This window comes from Nostoc sp. UHCC 0302, assembly GCF_038096175.1.
Classification (GTDB): Bacteria; Cyanobacteriota; Cyanobacteriia; order Cyanobacteriales; family Nostocaceae; genus UHCC-0302.
Map to the genome: position 1 here is coordinate 6,182,996 of NZ_CP151099.1, position 20,428 is coordinate 6,203,423.

Below are 20,428 nucleotides of genomic sequence, written 5' to 3' on the forward strand. Positions count from 1 at the left end.
TTACTTATTTATACGGAAGACTTTATTAGCAGCAAAAGCTACATTCTTATTTACAAAGACAAAGATGCAGTACGTAAGAAAAACTACTCCTATCCTGAGTAGAAACCTTGAAATTCAAGGACAGCTCTAAATAAAGTAGCAATTCATCTTAACGCGTAGCTTCAATATAGCTTTTGAGGAAAATCAGTAGATTATTCCCTCAAATCTGCATTCCTAAAACGCCAGCTAGAGTTTTGGGTTGATACCACTGGTAATTCTTGAGGGAATTGCCGAACTTTATCTTGCTTTAAAACTCAGGATAGAAGTCCAGCAAATAAACAAACTAATTTCATGCTAAGACGAAATCAATCTATTAACAATCAGTGTCAACGCTACCAATCTTTAGTAGCAACAGCATTATTGACTAGTAGCCTTTTTCAATTCATCGCACCTGTACTAGCTGACGGAACTGCTGCGGGTAAATCTATCAGTAACACTGCGACTGCGACATACGAAGATCCCAACGCGCCAGGGACAACAATTAATGCTACATCTAATACTGTAACTGTGACTTTGGCAGAAGTTGCTGGTATTACCGTTACTGCATCGGGCGTCACAGATACTACCACTAGCCCTAGTAACACAACTGTTCAAATTGGCGATGTACTAAACTACACCTATACTCTGACGAACGTAGGTAATGATCCTACAAAATTCCATATTCCTAACCAAGCAACAACAACTGGGCCTGGTATAGTTTCTGGCCCCCTACAATACAGTACTAATGGTGGTACGACTTGGACAGACGTTGCGGCAGGTGGTGTAGACACACCTTCAATTCCAGTTAGTGGTACTGTGTTGGTACGTGTGCCAGTTACTGTACAGCCTGGCGCTCAGTCGAATGACATAATTAAGGTTACTCTTGGTAATACTCCTGGTGATGCTCAAAACCAACTGCGGAGTCCAGATGGTGGTGACATTTATACTGTAGATAACGCTGATGGAACAGTTCCTGGGGAAGTTGCTGGCGCACCAGTTAACGGTACACGAGAAGCTAGTATTACTCAGCAAACTAATGTTGGTTCATCAGTAAAGAACTACTCTTTGGCTACTATTCTCAAGACTCGCAGTGGTTATAACAATGCTGGGACAGCAGTAATTACAGATGACAGACTCAGCTACGATTTAAGTTTGCGAGTTGAGTCTACAGATCCTACAGGAAAAGGAATTACCCCAACAGCTTTGACGGGTAGCAACATTACCCTCAATGGTTCTGCTAGCAGCCATATCTTAGTTTCTGATGCAATTCCTACGGGTACAGATTTGGCAGTTGCACCAACTGCACCTGCTGGTTGGCAAACTGTTTACACCACAGATCCAGTTACAACCGATGCAAATACAGCCAGTTGGAGTACGACAGTACCAGCTCAGCTGGCTGCGGTCACCCGCGTTGGTTTTATCAATAATACAGCCATTATTACTTCCATCTCTCCTGGAACAACAGTGAGCGGCTTCTCGATTCAGTTAGCTGTTGAATCAGCTGCAACTTCACCATTGATCGTTGCTAACATTGCTCAGGTATTTGGTCAAACAGTCGGTAATGCTATCCCAGTATACGACGAATCTGGTGACCAAAATCCCAGCAACTACAATGGGCCTACAGGCAATATGACTCCTCTTGCTGGTACAGATCCTAGTGGTGATGGTATTCCTGATGCAATAGATTTAAATAATGATGGTGTTCCTGATGCTCTGCCAGCTACCATCGTTGATGATGGTTTTATTAATACCCCAACAACTCCTGAAACGGGCGTTGACGCAGCTAACAACAACACTGGCGATGGTTCAGTCGGTGGTGAAGCAAACACCTTCACTGTGCAAACCTCTGTAGCTTCAGCAGTACTCAACGGCCCACAGAATAAGGCAGATGCTACTGGGCCATCAGGTACAACTAACGATGACTTTACCAACAAGTCTTCGCTTGTGCCTGCGAATATACCACCTGGTAGTACACTTGATCCACAATCGGTAGGTTTCACTAACACAATCACTAATAATGGTACTAGCACTAGCGACATCACAATAGTGCCAACTGCACCAGCAACTGCCACAGATTTGCCAATTGGTACAAAGGTCACTGTTAGTTATAACAGTCAATCAGCTGTCTATACTTACAACATCAGTAATAACGTTGGTACTTTTGGCATACCAACTGGTACACCAATTAAAGTTTCTGGTGTTGCTGCTGGAGCTAGTATCAATTATGGTCTAGAAGTTGATCTGCCAGTTGCTACTCCACTCTCGACTGATATTGGCAGGGGTTTCCCAGTACCCATTACTGCTTTTATTGATACTAATAATGATGGTGTAGTTACTGTAGTTAATAGTGTTAGTGAAGTTAACAACATCTCCATTGATCGCGTATACACTGGCTTCTTACAACTACAAAAAGTTTCACGAGTTTTACAAGGAACTGGGCCAGCAGTTCAAGGAACTGATGGCACATTCAGTACCACTGCGAAGAAGCCTGCACCAGGAAACATTATTGAGTATCAGATTCAGTACAAAAATATTTCTGATGCTCAAGCTGGAAGCGGTAATATCATTTTGAATGCTGACAAAGTTGTGATTACTGAGGACGGTACTCTCAGCACAACTGCAAATGATGGTAAGAATAACTGGGCGCTGGACAATGATAATAACAGCCAGATTGATACTAGCAATATTGTGGGATCAGCGAAAGATTCTGGCGCTTCAACTATTCAATTCTTCAATGGTAACCCAGCTAGCACTTCTAGTATCGACCAAACCGGAACTACAGTGAACACTGATGTTACCAAGTATGTAAATACTGTTACCGGACAGGTTGCTCCTGGTGTTCTCAGAACATTTACATTCCAACGCAAGGTTAACTAGATAGTTTGATTTCACCCCTCTTGACCAGAGGGGTGTAAGCATTCCTTGGTCAAGAAAGGGAAATATAAATCAGCAATCAACATTGTGAAGTTTTTTGAGGTTATTGATATGAAGCGTTTTTCTATTGCAGGTATAGGAGCGTTTGCACTCGTTGCCACTGTACCATTTTTTACTCAAATCCCAGGAATTGCCAATGTCTGGCATTCTGACAGTGCGGTCGCCCAAAATGTCAAAACTCAAGGGCAAATCCAATTACACTTAGAGGCTGAAAAACGATTAGTCAGCCAGGATCAACAGGGTAAGCAAATTTACACATGGCAAGCATTGAAAGGTCAAGCTGTTGTACAACCAGGGGATGTGCTTCGCTATACCTTGATTGGTGAAAATAAAAGCGATCGCCTAGTCAAGAATCTAACTCTCAATCAACCGATTCCCCAAAGAATGAGCTATGTTCTGAAGTCTGCCAATATCACGAATAATGGCAAGATTGTTTACAGCATTGATGGCGGACGCAGTTTCACAGAAAATCCCACCATTAAAGTTACTCTTCCTGGCGGCAAAGTAGAAACTAGACCAGCACCAGCAAGCGCTTACACCCACATCCGCTTACAGGTTCCATCAGTTGCAGCAAAGACAATAATCAAAGCGACTTACCAAACCCAAGTGCGCTAATTGGCAAATATCTAATCATTACATTGCTCCACAAATAATTTCGGGTAGCTAGAAATAATGAAATCTCAATAGTTTTTCTTCTCGAATTAATTCAGCGTAGTAAAACTAACTTTTGAGATTTTAGATATTTTCCCAAATCTAAAATCTCAAATTCAAAATCTTAAATTCAAAATCTTAAATTTTACACTCAGTCGTTGTCAGCATTAACAGCTAGGTCGAGCTGCTTGCTGGCAATGATTGGCTTGCGAGTAAAAGCCATTTAAAAATTCTGGATTTATTCAAAAAGAAGTGACATTCCAGAGGAGATATCTTTAGTGATTTTTTATAAGAAAAAAAAGCAAATTACCTTTAGAACTAGTTGGTATCGAAAATTCACAGCTACTGCTCTTCTGGGAAGCATATTGTCTACAAGTATATCTATCCCAGTTAAAGCGCAAACGAACAATCAGATTGCGGCTAATCAATTAATAAATCAAGCTACTTATACTTATACAGATCCTGCTACTACTTATCAATATATAGGAAGTTCTAGCCAACTCAATATTACTCAGAATAAATTAATTGACCCATTGGGTAGGATTCTCGGTTGTGCTGGTGCAACTTTACCTGATTATAAAGGTTTTTCAGTAGGGCTATACGAACCTAATTTGAGTGATCCAACGGGGACAGAATTGGGAAACCTCGTTGCTCTGACTCGAACAGAGTTGCCTGATGTTCCTAACAATAATGTTCCTGGGGGGAAAATACCAAATATTGAGAATAGTAACCCCTATTTCATTACAAATAACCCTGCGGGTGCTTACAATTTCCTACTCGATACCAATAAGGGACAAACTGCTCCAGGGAAAACCTACATTTTAGTAGTCAATCCCTCGCCAAATTCAATTTATCAGCAACGGCGTGTCAAGATTCAAATTCTAGAAAGTACTGGTGGGATTAATAACACTGTTATTCGCTACATTGCTACTTCTTTGGATGGTCAAGCAATCAGTCTCACAGGCAACACTACTGTACAAGACACGATTGTTTCTGTACCCAATGCAGAAGTAGTGGGACTGGACTTATTAGCATTTCAACTCAGCACAAGTATGTGTCAACCGAATCAAGTGCAGATTGTCAAAACAGGCGATCGCGCTGCGGCTGAACCTGGAGATACGGTCATCTACCGCCTATCAGTTAAAAATTTGGCTGATGCTAGTTTGAACAATATAGTTGTCACCGACAACCTTCCTTTAGGATTTAACTTCTTGCCCAAGTCTGTGCGGGGAGAGTTAGACGGTAAACCAGCCACCATCACTAGCGAACGTAATGGTAGAAATATCACCTTCCGCACAGATGCAACGCTGCCCACTGAAAAAGTCCTGAATATTGCTTACGCTACTCAACTAACGGCTGATGCCCTGCGTGGTGATGGTCGCAACAGTGCGATCGTCAATGCCCAACGAACTGATAACAGTTTTAGCACCAAGGATGGCCCTGCCACACACTCGTTGAAAATCAATCCAGGAATCCTCTCTGACTGCGGCACGATTATCGGTCGGGTGTTTGTTGATAAAAACTTTGATGGTGAACAACAACCTGGAGAGCCAGGGGTTCCCAATGCGGTGATTTTTATGGAGGAGGGTAACCGTATTACCACAGATCCTCGTGGTCTGTTCTCCGTGGCCAATGTCTTGCCTGGAAGCCACACAGGTGTATTAGACCTAAGCAGCCTCCCTGGTTACGCTCTAGCTCCTAACCGGAAATTCCGCGAACGTAATAGCCAATCTCGCTTAGTGCGTTTAGAGCCTGGTGGGTTAGTGCGTATGAACTTCGCAGTTACCCCCATCTTGCAGGAGCAAGTCAAAAAATGAATCGCAGACTCCACCATACAACTACTTTCAACCTGGTGTTGATGGGGGCAATGCCAATAGCTCTCAGCCTTGTTTTGTATCCTACCATAGTCAAAGCAGAACCCCTGGAGGACTCCAATCTTAGTCCCCAACAAGTAGCAGAAGCAACAGCATCTCAAATTTCACTATCTCAACCAGAACTGACACCATTACCAGTTAGTTCTACTGACACTGCAAATGCAGATAGACTCAGAAATACTTTGAAGAGTCAGCAAACTATCAATGAAATAACCAAATTTCAACCAGATGCTGATGTCAAATTACCAAGAGGCTTGCAAAAAATAGCAGCAGAAAACAAAAATGGCACTGCCGTTCCCCTTGTTTCCCCAACTTCTCCTACAGAAATACAACCATTTCAACCAGCAACTTCTCGTCAGTTGCCGAGAGGCTTACGCAAAATAGCCGGAGTAGAGGAAAAAGGCAACGTCACGGATACCCAAATGCAGCCCCCGCTCATCTCTCCAGCTATCAAAATTGTGACACCAACAAATGGCGCTGTTGTAGATTTACAAGCTACTACAGTGATTTTGCAATTTTCCATTGGGAGCAAAGTGGAATTGCGGGTAAATGGCGTCTTGGTAGACTCTACCTTAATTGGACGAACACAAGAGGATAGCAGCACTAATTTAATAACGCAGACATGGTACGGTGTCTCGTTAAAAGAAGGTGATAACACCATCTCTGCACAAGTAGTGGCAGGGAAAGAACCCCCTGTAACGGTGCGGGTAATGGTACGAGGAGCGCCACAGCAACTAAAAGTGGAAACGGTTGAGTCTCGTATCCCCGCTGATGGACGTTCCACAGCAACAGTTCGGGGTCAACTCATTGATCAAAAGGGCAATCGCTCTAACCGCGATGCTGTAATTACCTTGATAGCTACTGCTGGAGAATTTACTGGCAAAGATTTCAAACCCGACCAGCCTGGGTTTCAGGTGGAAGCAAAAGCAGGTCAATTCAGTACTATTTTGCGAGCGGATTTGAAGGCGCAAACTGTCAGAATTCGGGCTACGGCTAATGATTTAGAAGCTTTTACGCAACTACAATTTGAAACGGCATTACGTCCTAGTTTAGTCACTGGGGTAATAGATTTGCGTTTGGGTGCTAGAGGTACAGATTATTACGGCAGTTTTCGTGATTTTCTGCGTCCTGACAGAGACAACAAAACACAATTAGATTTTCACTCAGCGATATTTGCGACTGGTGCGATCGGGGAGTGGTTATTTACAGGTGCATACAACAGTTCTCGGAGTCTCAACGAAGACTGTGACTGTAACAATCGCCTGTTTAAAACTTACCAATCCGGTGAGCAAAACTATCCTGTCTATGGCGATAGTTCAAGAGTTGATGTCGTCGCTCCTTCGATTGATAGTGTATTTCTGCGTTTCGAGCGTTCAACTGGTATCCCTGGAAGTACGCCCGATTACGCTATGTGGGGCGACTACAACACTGAAGAATTTGCTCGTTCATCGCAGCAATTTACTGCTATTACTCGTCAACTCCACGGTTTTAAAGCTAATTACAACTGGGGAAATCTACAAATTACGGGTTTGTATGGCAACCAGCTAGAAGGATTTCAACGTGATACGATCGCTCCCGATGGTACTAGTGGCTATTACTTTCTCTCTCGGCGGATATTACAACCAGGAAGTGAAAATGTCTTTATCGAGTTAGAAGAACTGAATCGTCCTGGTACTGTCTTGCAACGCAAACAGCTCAACCGTGGCTCAGACTACGAAATTGATTACGATCGCGGTACTCTATTATTCCGCGAACCGATTCTTCGCACTGATATTGATGAAACTGGACAAGTATTAGTACGTCGGATTATAGTCAGCTACCAATACGAAGACCAGAATTCTGATAACAATATCTATGCTGGTCGCCTGCAATATAACCTTTCTCGCACTCCTAACCATGAAAGTTGGTTAGGAGCAACCTTTGTTCAAGAAAATCACGGGGCGCGTGACTTTCAACTCTATGGTGCAGATGCCTTGATAGCTTTAGGCGACAACGGCAAGTTGATCGCAGAATATGCCCATTCCACTAATGATTCTGAATTGATGGGCAAGGTCAGCGGTAGCGCTTATCGCTTGGAAGCGGAAGGCCAGATCACCAGCAACATTCAAGGCCGTGCCTACTATCGTTTTGCTGATACAGGTTTTGCTAATAATGCTACTATCAGCTTTGTTCCCGGACAAACCCGTTATGGAGCGCAGTTAATAGCCAAACTTTCTGATAGCACTAACGCCAGGGTGCAATATGACCATGAAGATAATTTTGGAATTGCACCCCAACCGCTAGATACATTTGAAGAACTCTTTTCACCACGTTCTGAGGCGATATCAGGAAGTAAAGTAGATAATTCACTAACCACCATTTCTGCGGGGATTCAACAACGCTTTGGTAGCGCCCTTCTTGATGTGGATTGGATTCATCGTCATCGGGAAGACCGCATTCCTGACAGTGCATTGAGCAGTACTTCTGACCAATTGCGTTCGCGTTTTTCTGTTCCCATAGCTAAGAATCTAACTTTCATCGCCCAAAATGAACTGACTTTATCTTCCGAAAAAGATACTGTTTATCCAGACCGCAGCATCTTGGGCTTGAATTGGGCTGTTATGCCTGGTATTAATGTCAGCCTTGCCCAACAGTTTTACAGTGGCGGTCAATATTCGGGAAATTCTATCACCAGTTTGAGTGTCAACGGCGAACATAAACTTGGGCCTAATACTACCTTAACTGGTCGTTACTCGATTTTTGGTGGTGCTAACGAAATGACTACCCAAGGTGCAATTGGTTTGAATAATCGCTGGTCTATTGCTCCTGGGTTGCGGCTGAACTTAGCTTATGAACACGTGTTTGGTAACTTCTTCGGACGAACTGCCGCAGGTCAACAATATGCCCAACCTTACGCCTTTGGTCAATCAGCGTCTGTGATCGGATTTAACGGTGGCGATAGCTACAGCGTAGGACTGGAATACAGTGATAATCCTGATTTTCAAGCCAGCGCTCGTTATGAGCATCGCACTTCTTCTGGTGGTTCTAACACAGTTATCTCAGCTGCGGCTGCGGGTAAAATTTCTCCGGCTCTGACAGCTTTGGTGCGGTATCAACAAGCCGGTTCCTCTAATCAAAAGCTCTCAGGATTGGGAGATACGGTTAATTTGAAGTTGGGTTTAGCTTATCGCGACCCCAATGACGATAAATTTAATGCTTTATTACGTTATGAATATCGTGAAAATCCTGCAACGATTCCAGACACTCTCCTCTTAGGTAGTGGTACAGGTTCCCAAGACCATACCTTCGCCTTAGAAGCTATTTATGCTCCTAACTGGCAATGGGAATTTTATGGCAAGTATGCTCTGCGTAACAGCACTTCTTATATAGCCAGCGATTTAGCTGGTACTAGTATGGTTAATTTGGCACAATTCCGGGCTACCTATCGTTTGGGATATAGCGTGGATTTAGTCGGTGAAGCTCGTTGGATTGGTCAAGAAAACTATACAGAGACGGGTTTTATCGTAGAAGCCGGCTACTATCTCACTCCTAACTTGCGGCTTTCTGCTGGATATGCTTTTGGTCAAGTCGATGACCGAGATTTTTCTGGTACGCGTTCAGCAGGCGGGCCTTATCTGGGTATAACCGTCAAACTCAATGAATTATTTGAAGGTTTTGGACAGCAAAAACCTGTTCCCCGCCAGCAGCCAAATAAAACAGATGCAGCAATTTAAACGTGTTGTAGAGACGTAGCAATGCAACGGTCTCTACAACACCTCAATTTTTAACCCAGGATTTATTAATTTAAATTATCAACATTATTAATTTTGAAATGAAATTTTTGTTTAATTTTTTAAAAGCGATCGCTGCACTAAATATAAATGCAAATGTTATATTTTGCCAGCCTTTGGGCAAGCTAAAGGCTGGAGATTTTTTTGAGGTTAATCAGCCTTTATTTGATTTATAAGACCAGAAGAATATGTATTTTTAGCAGTTATTTTATGGTGATTTACTAATGAAAAACTTAAGGCAAAACTTAAAAGCTGTTGGCTGGGGGCTGATGAGCGCAACATTAGTACTTCAACCTACACTAGCGCAAGCTCAATTTATTCAGCGATCGTTCTTAAATCCCAGCTTTGAGCAACCTGTTTTTAGTACTTCATGTTACGTTCAAGTGTCGCCAGGTATTATTCCTGGTTGGGAAACAACTCATGGCTCAGTCAAGGCAGGAACAGGTAACTGTACTGGTTATACATCTCCAGGGTCAGTACCACTCATTGAGATTTGGACTTCAGGATTTAATGGTGCTAGCACAGCAACGACACCAACTAGTGCAGGGAATCAATTTGCTGAGTTAAATGCCGAGCAAGCTTCTGAGTTATATCAGAATCTATGCTTAATTAAAGACGAGACTATTACGTTCTCTCTTTTACACCGTGGGCGGTCAAGTGCAACTGTTGCTGATGTGGCCAATTTTTTAATTGGAGTAAATACTGTTTTTGGCACATTCTCAACAACTAGTAATGGAACAGTTACGGCACAACCATTAGCACAGAACGGTGCAACTATTCCTAATGTCAGTAACAATAACGCAGGAAATGGCTGGGTACGATACACTGGCACAGTACCTTACACTGGTGCTAGTGGGAATCAACCTGTAGGATTTGCGGCTGTTTCCACAGCAGGAGGAAACACTACTGTAGGTAACTTCCTAGATGAAGTGCAATTTGCTGGTAAACCTGTGGTCGAGTTTACAGCGAGTTCAGGTGGTGCAGCAGAATCGGAAACTAACCCTACTACCAACCCTCCTAAACTCAGGATTGTTGGTTTAGTGCCAACTGGAGGAATCTCCGTTCCGATTTCTGTCTCTGGTACAGCGGTTTTGAATACAGACTACAAAACAACATCAGGCACATCCACTTTTAATCTCACTATCCCTGCGGGCAACTATGACGGCACTAGTGTCTTTACCATTCCCTTTACTATTATTAATAACAACATTGCTCAAGGTGTGAGGACAATCGTATTCACAATCCAACCTTCAACTAGTTTTTTCGCCAGTTCGACAACAACTTGTGGTAGTAACCCAACAACCATTTCTAGCTATACCATATATGATGATGATTTCCTGAGCGGTAAGGTTTGGGATGATGCCGATAATAGCGCTAACAACACTTTTACCAATATCAATACTGGCTCGGAAACTGGCACTAATGCAGGTGGGTTGTTAAATGCCATTCTCGTAGATTCAACTAATAAAGTATTGGTGACAACACCCGTGGCGGCAGATGGCACTTATACCTTTACCGATGTTCCCCTGAATCAAAGCAACGTCAAAATTATCTTAAGTACGACTGCTGGCACAGTAGGTAATACTGCTCCTACAGCATCCTTGCCCCCCAACTGGGTCAATACTAGCCCACTAACGACGGCTACTTTTAGTACTGGCATAAACATCTCTAATCAGGACTTTGGGATTGAGCAGTTGCCCAACACTAATAATGTCACCGGATCTACAAAAACAAATCCAGGGGGAACCAATACTGTACAGGTACCAACACTATCAGGTACTGACCCGGAAGATGGTAACCTTGGCTCTGGCAAAAGTTTCAAAATTGTCAGTTTGCCAACTAATGGCACACTGTACTATAACGGTGTAGCTGTCACAGCGAACCAAGTGATTACTAGTTATGATCCGACCAAACTAACAGTAGATCCAAATCCAAACGGCGCTACAACGATCGCTTTTACTGTAGCCGCAGTAGATAAAGCAGGCAAAGAAGATCCCACACCTGCTACGGTAACGCTACCATTAACGGGTAAACCTCAGCTAGTTTTAGTTAAACGAATCACCCGCATCAATAAGCAAGACTTAACCAATATTGTGGATGGTCGCAGCGACGTTTCTACTAACGCTGCCAATTACGTAGCCTCTCCCAATGACGTTGATGATGATAGCAGTAACCCGTGGCCTAGCGGTTATTTGCGCGGAATGATTAACGCTGGAACAGTGAAACCAGGAGATGAGTTAGAGTACACCATCTATTTCCTCTCCAAAGGTCTGGGTGATGTAACTAGTGTCCAAATCTGTGATTTAGTACCTACTAATACTACTTTGATTCCTACTGCTTTTAATGGTATGAGTCCTAGTGATGGCGGTTTACCAGGAGCAGATCAAGGTATTGCCCTTGCACTTGGTTCTAATATTCCTACGGTTTATCTTACCAATGCACAGGATGCAGATAGGGGGTATTTTTATACAGCTAACGAACCAGGCATACCATCATCCTGTGGTAGTAACACTAATGGGGCTGTGGTGGTGAAGATCACGCGAAGTCCAGATTTGTCAAATCTACCTCCAGCAACTGGAAGTGGTACGCCAGCTAATTCTTACGGCTTTGTTCGCTTCCGCGCCAAGGTGAAATAAAAAAGTGAAGAATGAACTGTTTTGCTAGCCGCCGCTAACTGGGGGAATTAACACGACTTCATCGCCATCTTGCAAGAGGGTATCTGGTTCAACAAATAATAGATTAATCCCAAACCGCGTTAGGTCGCGCCATTGGTTGAGTTCGGGATGTTCAGCTATGAGGCGATCGCACACTGCACTAACTGGCACACCATTAGGAAGTTCTAACACCAGTTCAGAAAGCCCAAAGGCTTCTTGATAAGCAGCAAACAATTTTACGGTAATTGTGATTGCAGATTTTGACATAAAAACTATAGGTGGGCAGCACCAGAAAGCACTTTAATACTTGACAAGCACCCTAAACTCTTGAAATTTATTATACATTAATAAGAAGATAAGCATAAATAAATCTAGTAACTGATTATGACTATCAATAGTTAGTAGTCAGTTCACTCACGACTAACTGCTTTTCGTTCTTCACTAACAACCTTGACAAATTAAGTTGCTTTATTATTTCTTCAATCAAACATTTTAATTTTATTAAAAATCTATAAATTTTACTCTGATTTTCATATTTAGAGTGTACTTAGTCGACAGCAAATTTACGTCTTTTGAGTGAAGGCAAATTGTACCTTTATCTTACTTGGGCTAGATCAATCTATAGATTTCCCCAATAAAAATACTATTCCGGGTTACATGAACTATTGCCTAAATCCCAAGTGTACCAATCCTGCTGATCCGATGAATACAGACGGCAAGATTTTCTGCCGTAATTGTGGAGCCAATCTGTTGTTAGAAAATCGGTATCGAGTGATTAAACTATTGGGTAGTGGCGGCTTGGCTAGAACTTTTGAGGTGGAAGATAACGGCACGAAAAAAGTTCTCAAAGTTTTAAGTTTATCTTTATTTAGTGATTTTGAAAAAAAGCAAAAGGTAATTAATTTATTTAAGCGAGAAGCTGAGGTATTAAGCCGTTTCAATAATCCCGGAATTCCTCAAGTAAATTCAGATGCTTATTTTGAATTGAGATTTAAAGATGTAGCAGAGCCATTATACTGCTTAGTGATAGAAAAAATTGAGGGTTTAAATTTACAGCAATGCTTAGATAGTCAGGATAATAAACCTATTTCACCAGAGCAAGCGATCGCCTATTTAAAACAATTACTAGAAATTTTAGATCAAGTTCACGCACTGGGATATTTCCATCGAGATATTAAACCAGCAAATATTATGCTTAGACCTGATGGAAAACTGGTGCTAATTGACTTTGGAGCCGTCAGGGATTTAGCACAAACTTATTTACAAGAAAACAAAGAGAATACAATAATTGGTACACCAGGATACTCTCCACCAGAGCAAATGACAGGTAAGCCTGTAGCGCAATCTGATTTTTTTGCCTTGGGGCGAACTTTTGTCCACTTACTAACTGGAAAGCCTCCATTTAATATGGAGGAAGACTATCGAATAGGTAAGTTAATTTGGCGGCACAAATTACCATATAACTCAAACAAATCGAGTGATTGGTTATATAAATTAAGGTGGCGTTCGTTTTTTGATTTGCTTGATGAAATGATGGAGCCACACTGGAAAAATCGCCCTGAAAATACTCAAATAATTTTACAACGCCTCAATAATCCAATTAGTTTACCGCCTATCTCACCTTTATTAGCTAGTGCAGCTATTGTATGTGGAATATGTTTACCTATTAGCTATTGGTATTTAAATGGAGTAAATGGATGTTCAAAAATTTGGCTTAGGAGTTATCCAGAAGAGGATCATATAAGCTGTGGTGAAGAAATTCTTTTACCAAATATTAATATTAAGTTACCAGAAAAAGAAAAGGGCGTTCAAGCATTTGCAAGAGGTAATTACCAAGATGCTATTGTTTGGTTAAAGCGGGTATGGCAAAAAAATCATGATCCTGAAACTTTAATTTACCTCAATAATGCCCGTCTAGAAGTGGAAAAAATTCCAGCCCACACTATCGCTGTTGTAGCTCCTATCAGTGATAGTAATAATGACAGTATTAACTCAAGTAGAGAAATATTGCGTGGGGTTGCACAAGCACAAGATGAATTTAATCAAGAATATAAAACAAAAAGAATTGGTCTAAAAGTGTTAATTGCTAGTGATAATAATAAAACTGGAGATGCGAATAAGATTGCACAGAGTTTAGTAACTAAACGTGATGTATTAGGTGTTATAGGTCATTTTAGAAGTGATACGGCCTTAGAAGCTATTAAAGTTTATCAAGAGCGGCACTTATTATTAATGTCTTCTACAGCAACATCAGATTCTCTGTCAACTTCTTGTAAATCAAATTATCCTAATTGCTTTTTCCGTGTTGTTCCTAGCAATCGTGTAATTGCCCAAACTTTAGCTAACTACCTAAAAAAAGAGAAAAAACTCAAAGCAGCGATATTTTTTAATCCTAATAGCAATTATAGTAAATCTCTGCAAGAACAAATGAAAGCAAGATTATCTGAATTAGGTGGAGAGGTAGTAGTAGAAATACCTTTGGATGATAATTTAGAATCTACTATAAACAAAGTAAAAAAACAAAAAGCAGATGTAATTGTTTTATTTCCTACTAGCGATGGCCTTACCTCCGATTCAGCAGTTCAGGTAATTGAATATGCCAAAAGGTATAACTATTTAATAGTTGGCGGTGATAGTTTGGATAGTAACAAGCTGATTAAAGCTATTGCTGAAAACAAAGCTGGTTCAGTAGTGGCTATACCTTGGCATTCTAAAAGTGTTCTTAATCCAGAATTTTCTAAACAAGCAGAAAAATTATGGGGCAAAGCAGAGAACTGGCACTCTGCACTATCTTACGATGCAACACGTGCATTGCTGGCAGCTTTACAGAAAATACCATCACCAAGTCGTGTGGATGTGCAGCAAGCAATAGCTAAGACTAACTTTAAAGCAACTGGATCTACAGGAGTAATTTCTTTTAAACCAAATGGCGATCGCCTACAAGAAAATATTGATTTAGTTAAAGTTATTCACAATAGCATTACAGGACAAATTGAATTTGTCCCTTTGGAAAAATAATTATTGGGTATTGGGCATTAAAAAGTTATTCTTCCTTGTCTCCCCTACTTATAACAGCATCTGCTCCAATCGCTGGAAATCTCGCTGCACTTCATTCCAAAGAGCCTTGTTATGCGGATCAGTTTTTAAAGCTTTTTTCAGATAAATCCTGGCTTTGAGCAGCTGGTTTTCTCCAATTAAAGCGCGTCCCCAAATTTGATACGCAACAGCCTGCCATTGAAGAACTTCTGCATCTCCTGATAAACGTACCGCTAAAGCCTCTGCAAGGGCGATCGCTTGCGGAAATCGTCTTTCTTGCAAAAACCGCTGTAGTTGTTCGTAAGTCTTCCATTTCAGCCGCTGTTCGATTTCCACAAGTTCAGGTGGCTTTGATGACGGCTGTGGCTGGGGTGCCACAGTGGTTGTTGCTGCTTTTTCTCGGCGCGTAACCTTGACATCATCACGCCCTGCGGCTGACAACTGGCTTGACTGATGAGCAATTTCCTCTGGCAGTACTACTGTCAGCAGGAGCTTGTAAGCCTCAGTCAAGGCAATAAACTTATCTTTAGCTTTTTTATCGTCTGGGTTAATATCGGGATGATATTGCTGCGCCAATCGTCGGTAAGACGCTTTGATGTCGGCAAAAGAGGCTCCCGACCTTAAACCCAATACACGGTAGCAATCTCCAAGATCCATCTTCAGCCATCAGCTATCGAATATCCAGCTATCGGCTATTTATTATCACCTTAAAGCCGGGATTATTAATAATAAACAATTATTTTATAGTTTAAAGTTCACTTTTGACAGTTTTTTTCGGAAAGGGGAAAGGGGAATGGGGAGTAGAGACGCGATTATACTCTTACGAGAAGCCGAAGCAGAGCGTCTACGCGTCTCTACAGGAGTTAGTTATTTTTTCCAGCTCCCTGCTCCCCTGCTCCCCATTTCTATGGTCGTTCTTCAATCACACGGTCAATTAAACCGTATTCCTTAGCTTCAAGGGCAGACATGAAAAAGTCGCGATCCATGTCTTTTTCAATCTTTGCCAAGGCCTGACCTGTTTTATCCGCATAAATTTGATTCAGCTGGTGGCGAATCCGCAGAATCTCTTTAGCTTCAATTTCGATATCAGTTGCTTGCCCACGGGTTCCGCCAGAAGGTTGGTGAATCATGATCCGTGAGTGAGGCAATGCCAACCGCTTGCCCTTAGTACCAGCGGCCAACAGAAAAGACCCCATTGACGCGGCTAAACCGACGCAAATAGTCACCACATCTGATTTGATATGTTGCATGGTGTCAAAAATAGCCATGCCGGAGGTGACCATCCCACCGGGAGAATTGATATATAAAAATATATCTTTACCTGGATCATCTGAATCCAGATAGAGCATCACAGCGATGATTTGGTTAGCAATTTCGTCATCAATATCTCGCCCCAAGAAAATAATTCGTTCTCGGTAAAGGCGATCGTAGATGCTAATCCAATCTGTATACTGTCCTCCGGGCATCCGGTAAGGAACTTTAGGAACGCCTATAGGCATTTTATTTACTCCGTTTGAATTAATTGGGTAATGGGGACTGGGGAATACTTAACTTCCCTACTCAGCACTCAGCACTCACTAAAGCACACTAGCAGGCAGTGGAGGATTGGCAAGTTCTTCTTTCTCAAAAACTCGGTCAATCAGTCCGTATTCCTTCGCTTGGTACGGTGTCATGTAGAACAGCCGATCCATATCTTTGGTGATTTTTGCTGCGGGCTGTCCGGTGGTCTGAGCCAGAATATCGACCATCGCCGTTTTATTTACCAGAACTTCCTTTGCCCGAATTTGAATATCCGTTGCTTGACCTTGGGCGTAGCTCTTGGGCTGGTGCAGGATAATGTTAGAGTGTGGCAAACTGGCACGGCAACCTTTTGTACCTGCACTGAGAAGCATCGCTGCCATACCCATCGCCGAACCGATGCAGATGGTGTGGATAGGAGGCTTAATATATTTTATTGTGTCAAAGATAGCGAAGGCTTCGGTTTCAAAACCAATAGGTTCACCACTGTAGCCGGAAGTGCCGGTGGAGTTAATGTAGATTTTAATCGGCTTTTCGGGATCATCGGACTGCAAATATAGCAGTTCGGCGATGATCAATTCCGTGACAGCAGGCACCAGCGGCATTCCAAGATAGACAATTCGCTCCTTCAATAGTAAGGAAGGTAAATCTGGCGGCGGTGTCCGGTAAAAGTTATCGCCGTAATAAGGGGCTTGCACAGCCTTGATGGGGGAAATGTCCATAGCGTCTGTCGCCTGAAACTATGCCGTTAACTGTAATACATCCTAGCGCGATGGTAGCTGTGTTTAAGGTGCGGATTTCTCCCTAATGCTTAAAGTAGCTCTACATCTGCCAATCTATGGCTTCTAAGATATTCTGAATATATTAATGTATTTGTGCTGGATAAGTTTTCCGTAGCGTTAAAGTTGTGCTTTGAAGTTATCGATAAATGTGTATATCCTGGATGGGAACTTTGGGTTATGAAGGTTAGCTTGCAGCCTGCCTTGAATGATGGGAATTTAGACGCCAACCAACTGAGTAGTCAACGTCAGTTGAGTATTTCGATTTCTGCGATCGCCGAAACGCAAGATCGGAGTGCGCCAATAAATTTATGCTTAATTCTCGACCATAGTGGTTCAATGAATGGGCGAGCCTTAGAAAATGTCAAAAAAGCGGCGACTCGTTTGGTTGATAAACTCAAAAATGGCGATCGCCTGAGTATTGTAGCTTTCGACCACCGCGCCAAAGTCTTAGTACCCAATCAAACTATCGAAGACCCAGAACACATCAAACAGCAAATTAACCGCCTCACCGCCGATGGTGGAACGGCGATTGATGAAGGCTTACGCTTGGGTATTGAGGAGTTAGCCAAGGGTAAAAAAGATACTATTTCTCAAGCTTTTTTATTAACCGACGGTGAAAATGAACACGGTGATAACAATCGCTGTTTAAAATTCGCTCAATTAGCTGCTAGCTATAATTTAACTTTGAATACCCTGGGATTTGGTGATAATTGGAACCAGGATGTTTTAGAAAAAATCGCTGATGCAGGCTTAGGGACTTTATCCTATATTCAAAAACCCGATCAGGCTATAGATGAGTTTAGCCGTCTTTTCAGCCGCATTCAAACGGTGGGATTGACAAATGCCTATTTATTATTCTCCCTCTTGCCGAATGTCCGGCTGGCGGAACTCAAACCAATCGCCCAAGTTGCCCCAGACACGATTGAGTTACCACTACAACAAGAAGCAGATGGGCGCTTCGCTGTGCGCTTGGGAGACTTAATGAAAGATGTGGAACGGGTAATTTTAGCTAATATTTATTTGGGACAGTTGCCATCAGGTAGACAAGCGATCGCGAATGTCCAAGTCCGCTACGATGACCCAGCTCAAAACCAGGTAAGTCTATTAACGTCCAACCTTCCAGTTTATGCAAATGTAGTTGAGCGTTACCAAGCCGATCTCAATCCGCAGGTGCAGCAGTCGATTTTAGCATTAGCCAAGTATCGCCAAACCCAGCTAGCCGAGGCGAAATTACAACAAGGCGATCGCACGGGTGCAGCGACGATGTTACAGACGGCTGCGAAAACTGCACTGCAAATGGGAGATACAGGTGCAGCTACGGTGTTGCAAACTTCTGCCACACAGCTACAAGCTGGAGGAGATTTATCAGAAAGCGATCGCAAGAAAACCAGGATTGTCTCAAAAACCGTCTTGCAAGATACCCCTCCTAAATGAAAGTTAAATTGCTATCGGCGCTAAATGATACTAATGTTGATGCGACTCAAGCGAATAACCAACGTCAATTGGCAATTTCGATATCCGCGATCGCTGGTGAACTAGAGCAAAATTTACCACTCAACCTCTGCTTGATTCTGGATCAAAGTGGTTCCATGCATGGGCAACCAATTAAAACTGTGATTCAGGCAGTGGAAGGATTATTAGACCAATTGAAAGTAGGCGATCGGCTCTCGGTTATCGCTTTTGCTGGTTCTGCTGAAGTCATTATCCCTAACCAAACTATCCAAGACCCCGAAAGCATCAAATCGCAGATTAAAAGCAAACTGAAAGCTAGTGGTGGCACAGTAATTGCTGATGGTTTACAACTGGGAATTACAGAATTGATGAAGGGGACAAGAGGCGCGGTTTCCCAGGCGTTTCTCCTCACTGATGGTCATGGTGAAAGCAGTTTGCGGATTTGGAAGTGGGATATTGGCAAAGATGACAATAAGCGCTGTCTGGAACTTGCTCAAAAGGCTGCAAAACTCAATTTAACTATCAACACCCTTGGATTTGGCAATAACTGGAATCAGGATTTACTAGAAAAAATTGCTGATGTGAGTGGTGGTACTCTAGCCCATATTGAGCGTCCTGAACAAGCAGTAGATCAGTTCAGCCGATTGTGTAAGCGGATTCAGTCTGTAGGGCTAACCAATGCCCACTTGTTACTATCTTTAGTACCTAATGTCCGTCTAGCAGAATTAAAACCTATTGCCCAAGTTGCCCCAGATACAGTTGAGTTACCAGTGCAAGCAGAAACAGGTGGAGGTTTTGCACTGCGCTTAGGAGATTTGATGCAGGAAGTGGAACGGGTAGTTTTGGCTAACATTTATCTGGGACAGTTGCCAGAAGGTAAACAGGTAATTGGACATCTGCAAATCCGCTATGATGATCCGGGACAAAACGCACAGGGCATACTTTCCCCGATGATGCCTGTGTATGCAAATGTAGTTCGGGCTTACCAACCTGCTGCTAATCCCCAGGTACAACATTCGATTTTGGCGTTAGCCAAGTATCGACAAACTCAGTTAGCCGAGGCGAAATTGCAGCAAGGCGATCGCACTGGTGCTGTAACATTACTGCAATCAGCAGCTAAAACTGCTCTGCAAATAGGTGATAACAATGCAGCGACTGTATTGCAAACTTCCGCCACTCGCCTGCAAGCTGGGGAAGAACTTTCGGAAAGCGATCGTAAAAAAACAAGGATTGTATCAAAAACAGTTTTACAGGAATAGTATGTAGAGGGCAAGTATCTTACCTGCCCCAATACCTAGAAATTAAAAATGGTAATGAAAACAACAGGCATCCATCATGTAGCCATTATTTGTTCTGACTATGAGCTATCGAAAAAATTTTATGTTGAAGTTCTAGGTTTTTCGATTATTCAAGAGACTTTTCGTGCTGAGAGAAATTCTTATAAATTAGATTTACGAGTTGGTGAAAATGACCAAATCGAGTTATTTTCTTTTCCCAATCCCCCAGAAAGAGTTGGTAAACCAGAAGCGTGTGGTTTAAGACATCTCGCTTTTAAAGTTGATGATATAGAGCAAACTGTTTTTTACTTGAAATCTCACGGTATAGATGCAGAAGACATCAGAATTGATGAAATCACAAATAAGAAATTTACTTTCTTTCAAGACCCTGATAACTTACCGTTAGAAATTTATGAGAGTTAACCTAACGAACAGTGGTTTTTCTCTGCTTACTTAATAGAA

At 42.3% G+C, this 20,428-nt stretch carries 14 protein-coding genes; 10 read left to right on the forward strand and 4 right to left on the reverse strand.

Going from position 1 to position 20,428, the window contains the following annotated elements; genetic code table 11:
* Positions 1–330 precede the first annotated feature (330 nt).
* The 6 genes from WKK05_RS26700 to WKK05_RS26725 all read left to right on the forward strand — a co-directional run bounded on the left by WKK05_RS26700 (position 331) and on the right by WKK05_RS26725 (position 11,883).
* Complete coding sequence (locus WKK05_RS26700) at positions 331–2,895, forward strand: hypothetical protein (protein ID WP_341526059.1); 2,565 nt, start codon at positions 331–333, stop codon at positions 2,893–2,895.
* A gap of 108 nt (positions 2,896–3,003) precedes the next feature.
* On the forward strand, positions 3,004–3,567 hold the full coding sequence (locus WKK05_RS26705; RefSeq protein ID WP_341526060.1) for a hypothetical protein: 564 nt from the start codon (positions 3,004–3,006) through the stop codon (positions 3,565–3,567).
* Positions 3,568–3,881: 314 nt separating this feature from the next.
* Entirely contained in the window at positions 3,882–5,420 is a 1,539-nt protein-coding gene (locus WKK05_RS26710; RefSeq protein WP_341526061.1) for a hypothetical protein, read from the forward strand.
* Positions 5,417–9,190, forward strand: a complete 3,774-nt coding sequence (locus WKK05_RS26715) for a TonB-dependent receptor (RefSeq protein ID WP_341526062.1) — start codon at positions 5,417–5,419, stop codon at positions 9,188–9,190. Before WKK05_RS26710 ends, WKK05_RS26715 begins: the two co-directional genes overlap by 4 nt.
* Before the next feature lie 98 nt (positions 9,191–9,288).
* Complete coding sequence (locus WKK05_RS26720; RefSeq protein WP_341526063.1) at positions 9,289–9,423, forward strand: hypothetical protein; 135 nt, start codon at positions 9,289–9,291, stop codon at positions 9,421–9,423.
* A gap of 48 nt (positions 9,424–9,471) precedes the next feature.
* Entirely contained in the window at positions 9,472–11,883 is a 2,412-nt protein-coding gene (locus tag WKK05_RS26725; RefSeq protein WP_341526064.1) for a hypothetical protein, read from the forward strand.
* A 24-nt stretch (positions 11,884–11,907) separates the two neighbouring features.
* Here the strand turns inward: WKK05_RS26725 and WKK05_RS26730 are convergent, their stop codons facing one another.
* Positions 11,908–12,168 carry a MoaD/ThiS family protein gene (locus tag WKK05_RS26730; RefSeq protein ID WP_341526065.1) on the reverse strand — a complete coding sequence of 87 codons (261 nt, stop codon included), beginning with the start codon at positions 12,166–12,168 and terminating at the stop codon, positions 11,908–11,910.
* A 504-nt stretch (positions 12,169–12,672) separates the two neighbouring features.
* Between WKK05_RS26730 and WKK05_RS26735 the strand changes: the two genes are divergently transcribed.
* Positions 12,673–14,919, forward strand: coding sequence for a bifunctional serine/threonine-protein kinase/ABC transporter substrate-binding protein (locus WKK05_RS26735; RefSeq protein WP_341526066.1), 2,247 nt, complete (start codon positions 12,673–12,675; stop codon positions 14,917–14,919).
* A 48-nt stretch (positions 14,920–14,967) separates the two neighbouring features.
* Here the strand turns inward: WKK05_RS26735 and WKK05_RS26740 are convergent, their stop codons facing one another.
* The 3 genes from WKK05_RS26740 to WKK05_RS26750 form a co-directional block, all read right to left on the reverse strand.
* Positions 14,968–15,594 (reverse strand): J domain-containing protein, encoded by a 627-nt coding sequence (locus WKK05_RS26740; protein ID WP_341526067.1) that lies wholly within the window; start codon positions 15,592–15,594, stop codon positions 14,968–14,970.
* A gap of 248 nt (positions 15,595–15,842) precedes the next feature.
* On the reverse strand, positions 15,843–16,436 hold the full coding sequence (locus WKK05_RS26745; protein WP_341526068.1) for an ATP-dependent Clp protease proteolytic subunit: 594 nt from the start codon (positions 16,434–16,436) through the stop codon (positions 15,843–15,845).
* Positions 16,437–16,514: 78 nt separating this feature from the next.
* Entirely contained in the window at positions 16,515–17,177 is a 663-nt protein-coding gene (locus WKK05_RS26750; RefSeq protein ID WP_341526069.1) for an ATP-dependent Clp protease proteolytic subunit, read from the reverse strand.
* Positions 17,178–17,414: 237 nt separating this feature from the next.
* On the opposite strand from WKK05_RS26750, the gene WKK05_RS26755 reads away from it, so the two are divergent.
* From WKK05_RS26755 to WKK05_RS26765, 3 genes are read left to right on the forward strand one after another with little or no spacing between them, the layout of a single operon-like run.
* The gene (locus WKK05_RS26755) at positions 17,415–18,671 is read left to right on the forward strand and encodes a VWA domain-containing protein (protein ID WP_341531203.1); all 1,257 of its coding nucleotides are present in this window, start codon (positions 17,415–17,417) and stop codon (positions 18,669–18,671) included.
* Entirely contained in the window at positions 18,668–19,948 is a 1,281-nt protein-coding gene (locus tag WKK05_RS26760; RefSeq protein ID WP_341526070.1) for a VWA domain-containing protein, read from the forward strand. Before WKK05_RS26755 ends, WKK05_RS26760 begins: the two co-directional genes overlap by 4 nt.
* 54 nt (positions 19,949–20,002) lie before the next feature.
* Positions 20,003–20,389: a VOC family protein gene (locus WKK05_RS26765; RefSeq protein WP_341531204.1), complete on the forward strand. Its 387-nt coding sequence runs from the start codon at positions 20,003–20,005 to the stop codon at positions 20,387–20,389.
* The last annotated feature ends 39 nt before the right edge of the window (positions 20,390–20,428 follow it).

What these genes read in the sequence shown, in the direction of transcription:
- WKK05_RS26700 (WP_341526059.1), top strand. Translation starts at nt 331, where the DNA reads ATGCTAAGACGAAATCAATCTATTAACAATCAGTGTCAACGCTACCAA.
- WKK05_RS26705 (WP_341526060.1), top strand. Translation starts at nt 3,004, where the DNA reads ATGAAGCGTTTTTCTATTGCAGGTATAGGAGCGTTTGCACTCGTTGCC.
- WKK05_RS26715 (WP_341526062.1), top strand. Translation starts at nt 5,417, where the DNA reads ATGAATCGCAGACTCCACCATACAACTACTTTCAACCTGGTGTTGATG.
- WKK05_RS26720 (WP_341526063.1), top strand. Translation starts at nt 9,289, where the DNA reads ATGAAATTTTTGTTTAATTTTTTAAAAGCGATCGCTGCACTAAATATA.
- WKK05_RS26725 (WP_341526064.1), top strand. Translation starts at nt 9,472, where the DNA reads ATGAAAAACTTAAGGCAAAACTTAAAAGCTGTTGGCTGGGGGCTGATG.
- WKK05_RS26730 (WP_341526065.1), bottom strand. Translation starts at nt 12,168, where the DNA reads ATGTCAAAATCTGCAATCACAATTACCGTAAAATTGTTTGCTGCTTAT.
- WKK05_RS26740 (WP_341526067.1), bottom strand. Translation starts at nt 15,594, where the DNA reads ATGGATCTTGGAGATTGCTACCGTGTATTGGGTTTAAGGTCGGGAGCC.
- WKK05_RS26745 (WP_341526068.1), bottom strand. Translation starts at nt 16,436, where the DNA reads ATGCCTATAGGCGTTCCTAAAGTTCCTTACCGGATGCCCGGAGGACAG.
- WKK05_RS26750 (WP_341526069.1), bottom strand. Translation starts at nt 17,177, where the DNA reads ATGGACATTTCCCCCATCAAGGCTGTGCAAGCCCCTTATTACGGCGAT.
- WKK05_RS26755 (WP_341531203.1), top strand. Translation starts at nt 17,415, where the DNA reads ATGAAGGTTAGCTTGCAGCCTGCCTTGAATGATGGGAATTTAGACGCC.
- WKK05_RS26760 (WP_341526070.1), top strand. Translation starts at nt 18,668, where the DNA reads ATGAAAGTTAAATTGCTATCGGCGCTAAATGATACTAATGTTGATGCG.
- WKK05_RS26765 (WP_341531204.1), top strand. Translation starts at nt 20,003, where the DNA reads ATGAAAACAACAGGCATCCATCATGTAGCCATTATTTGTTCTGACTAT.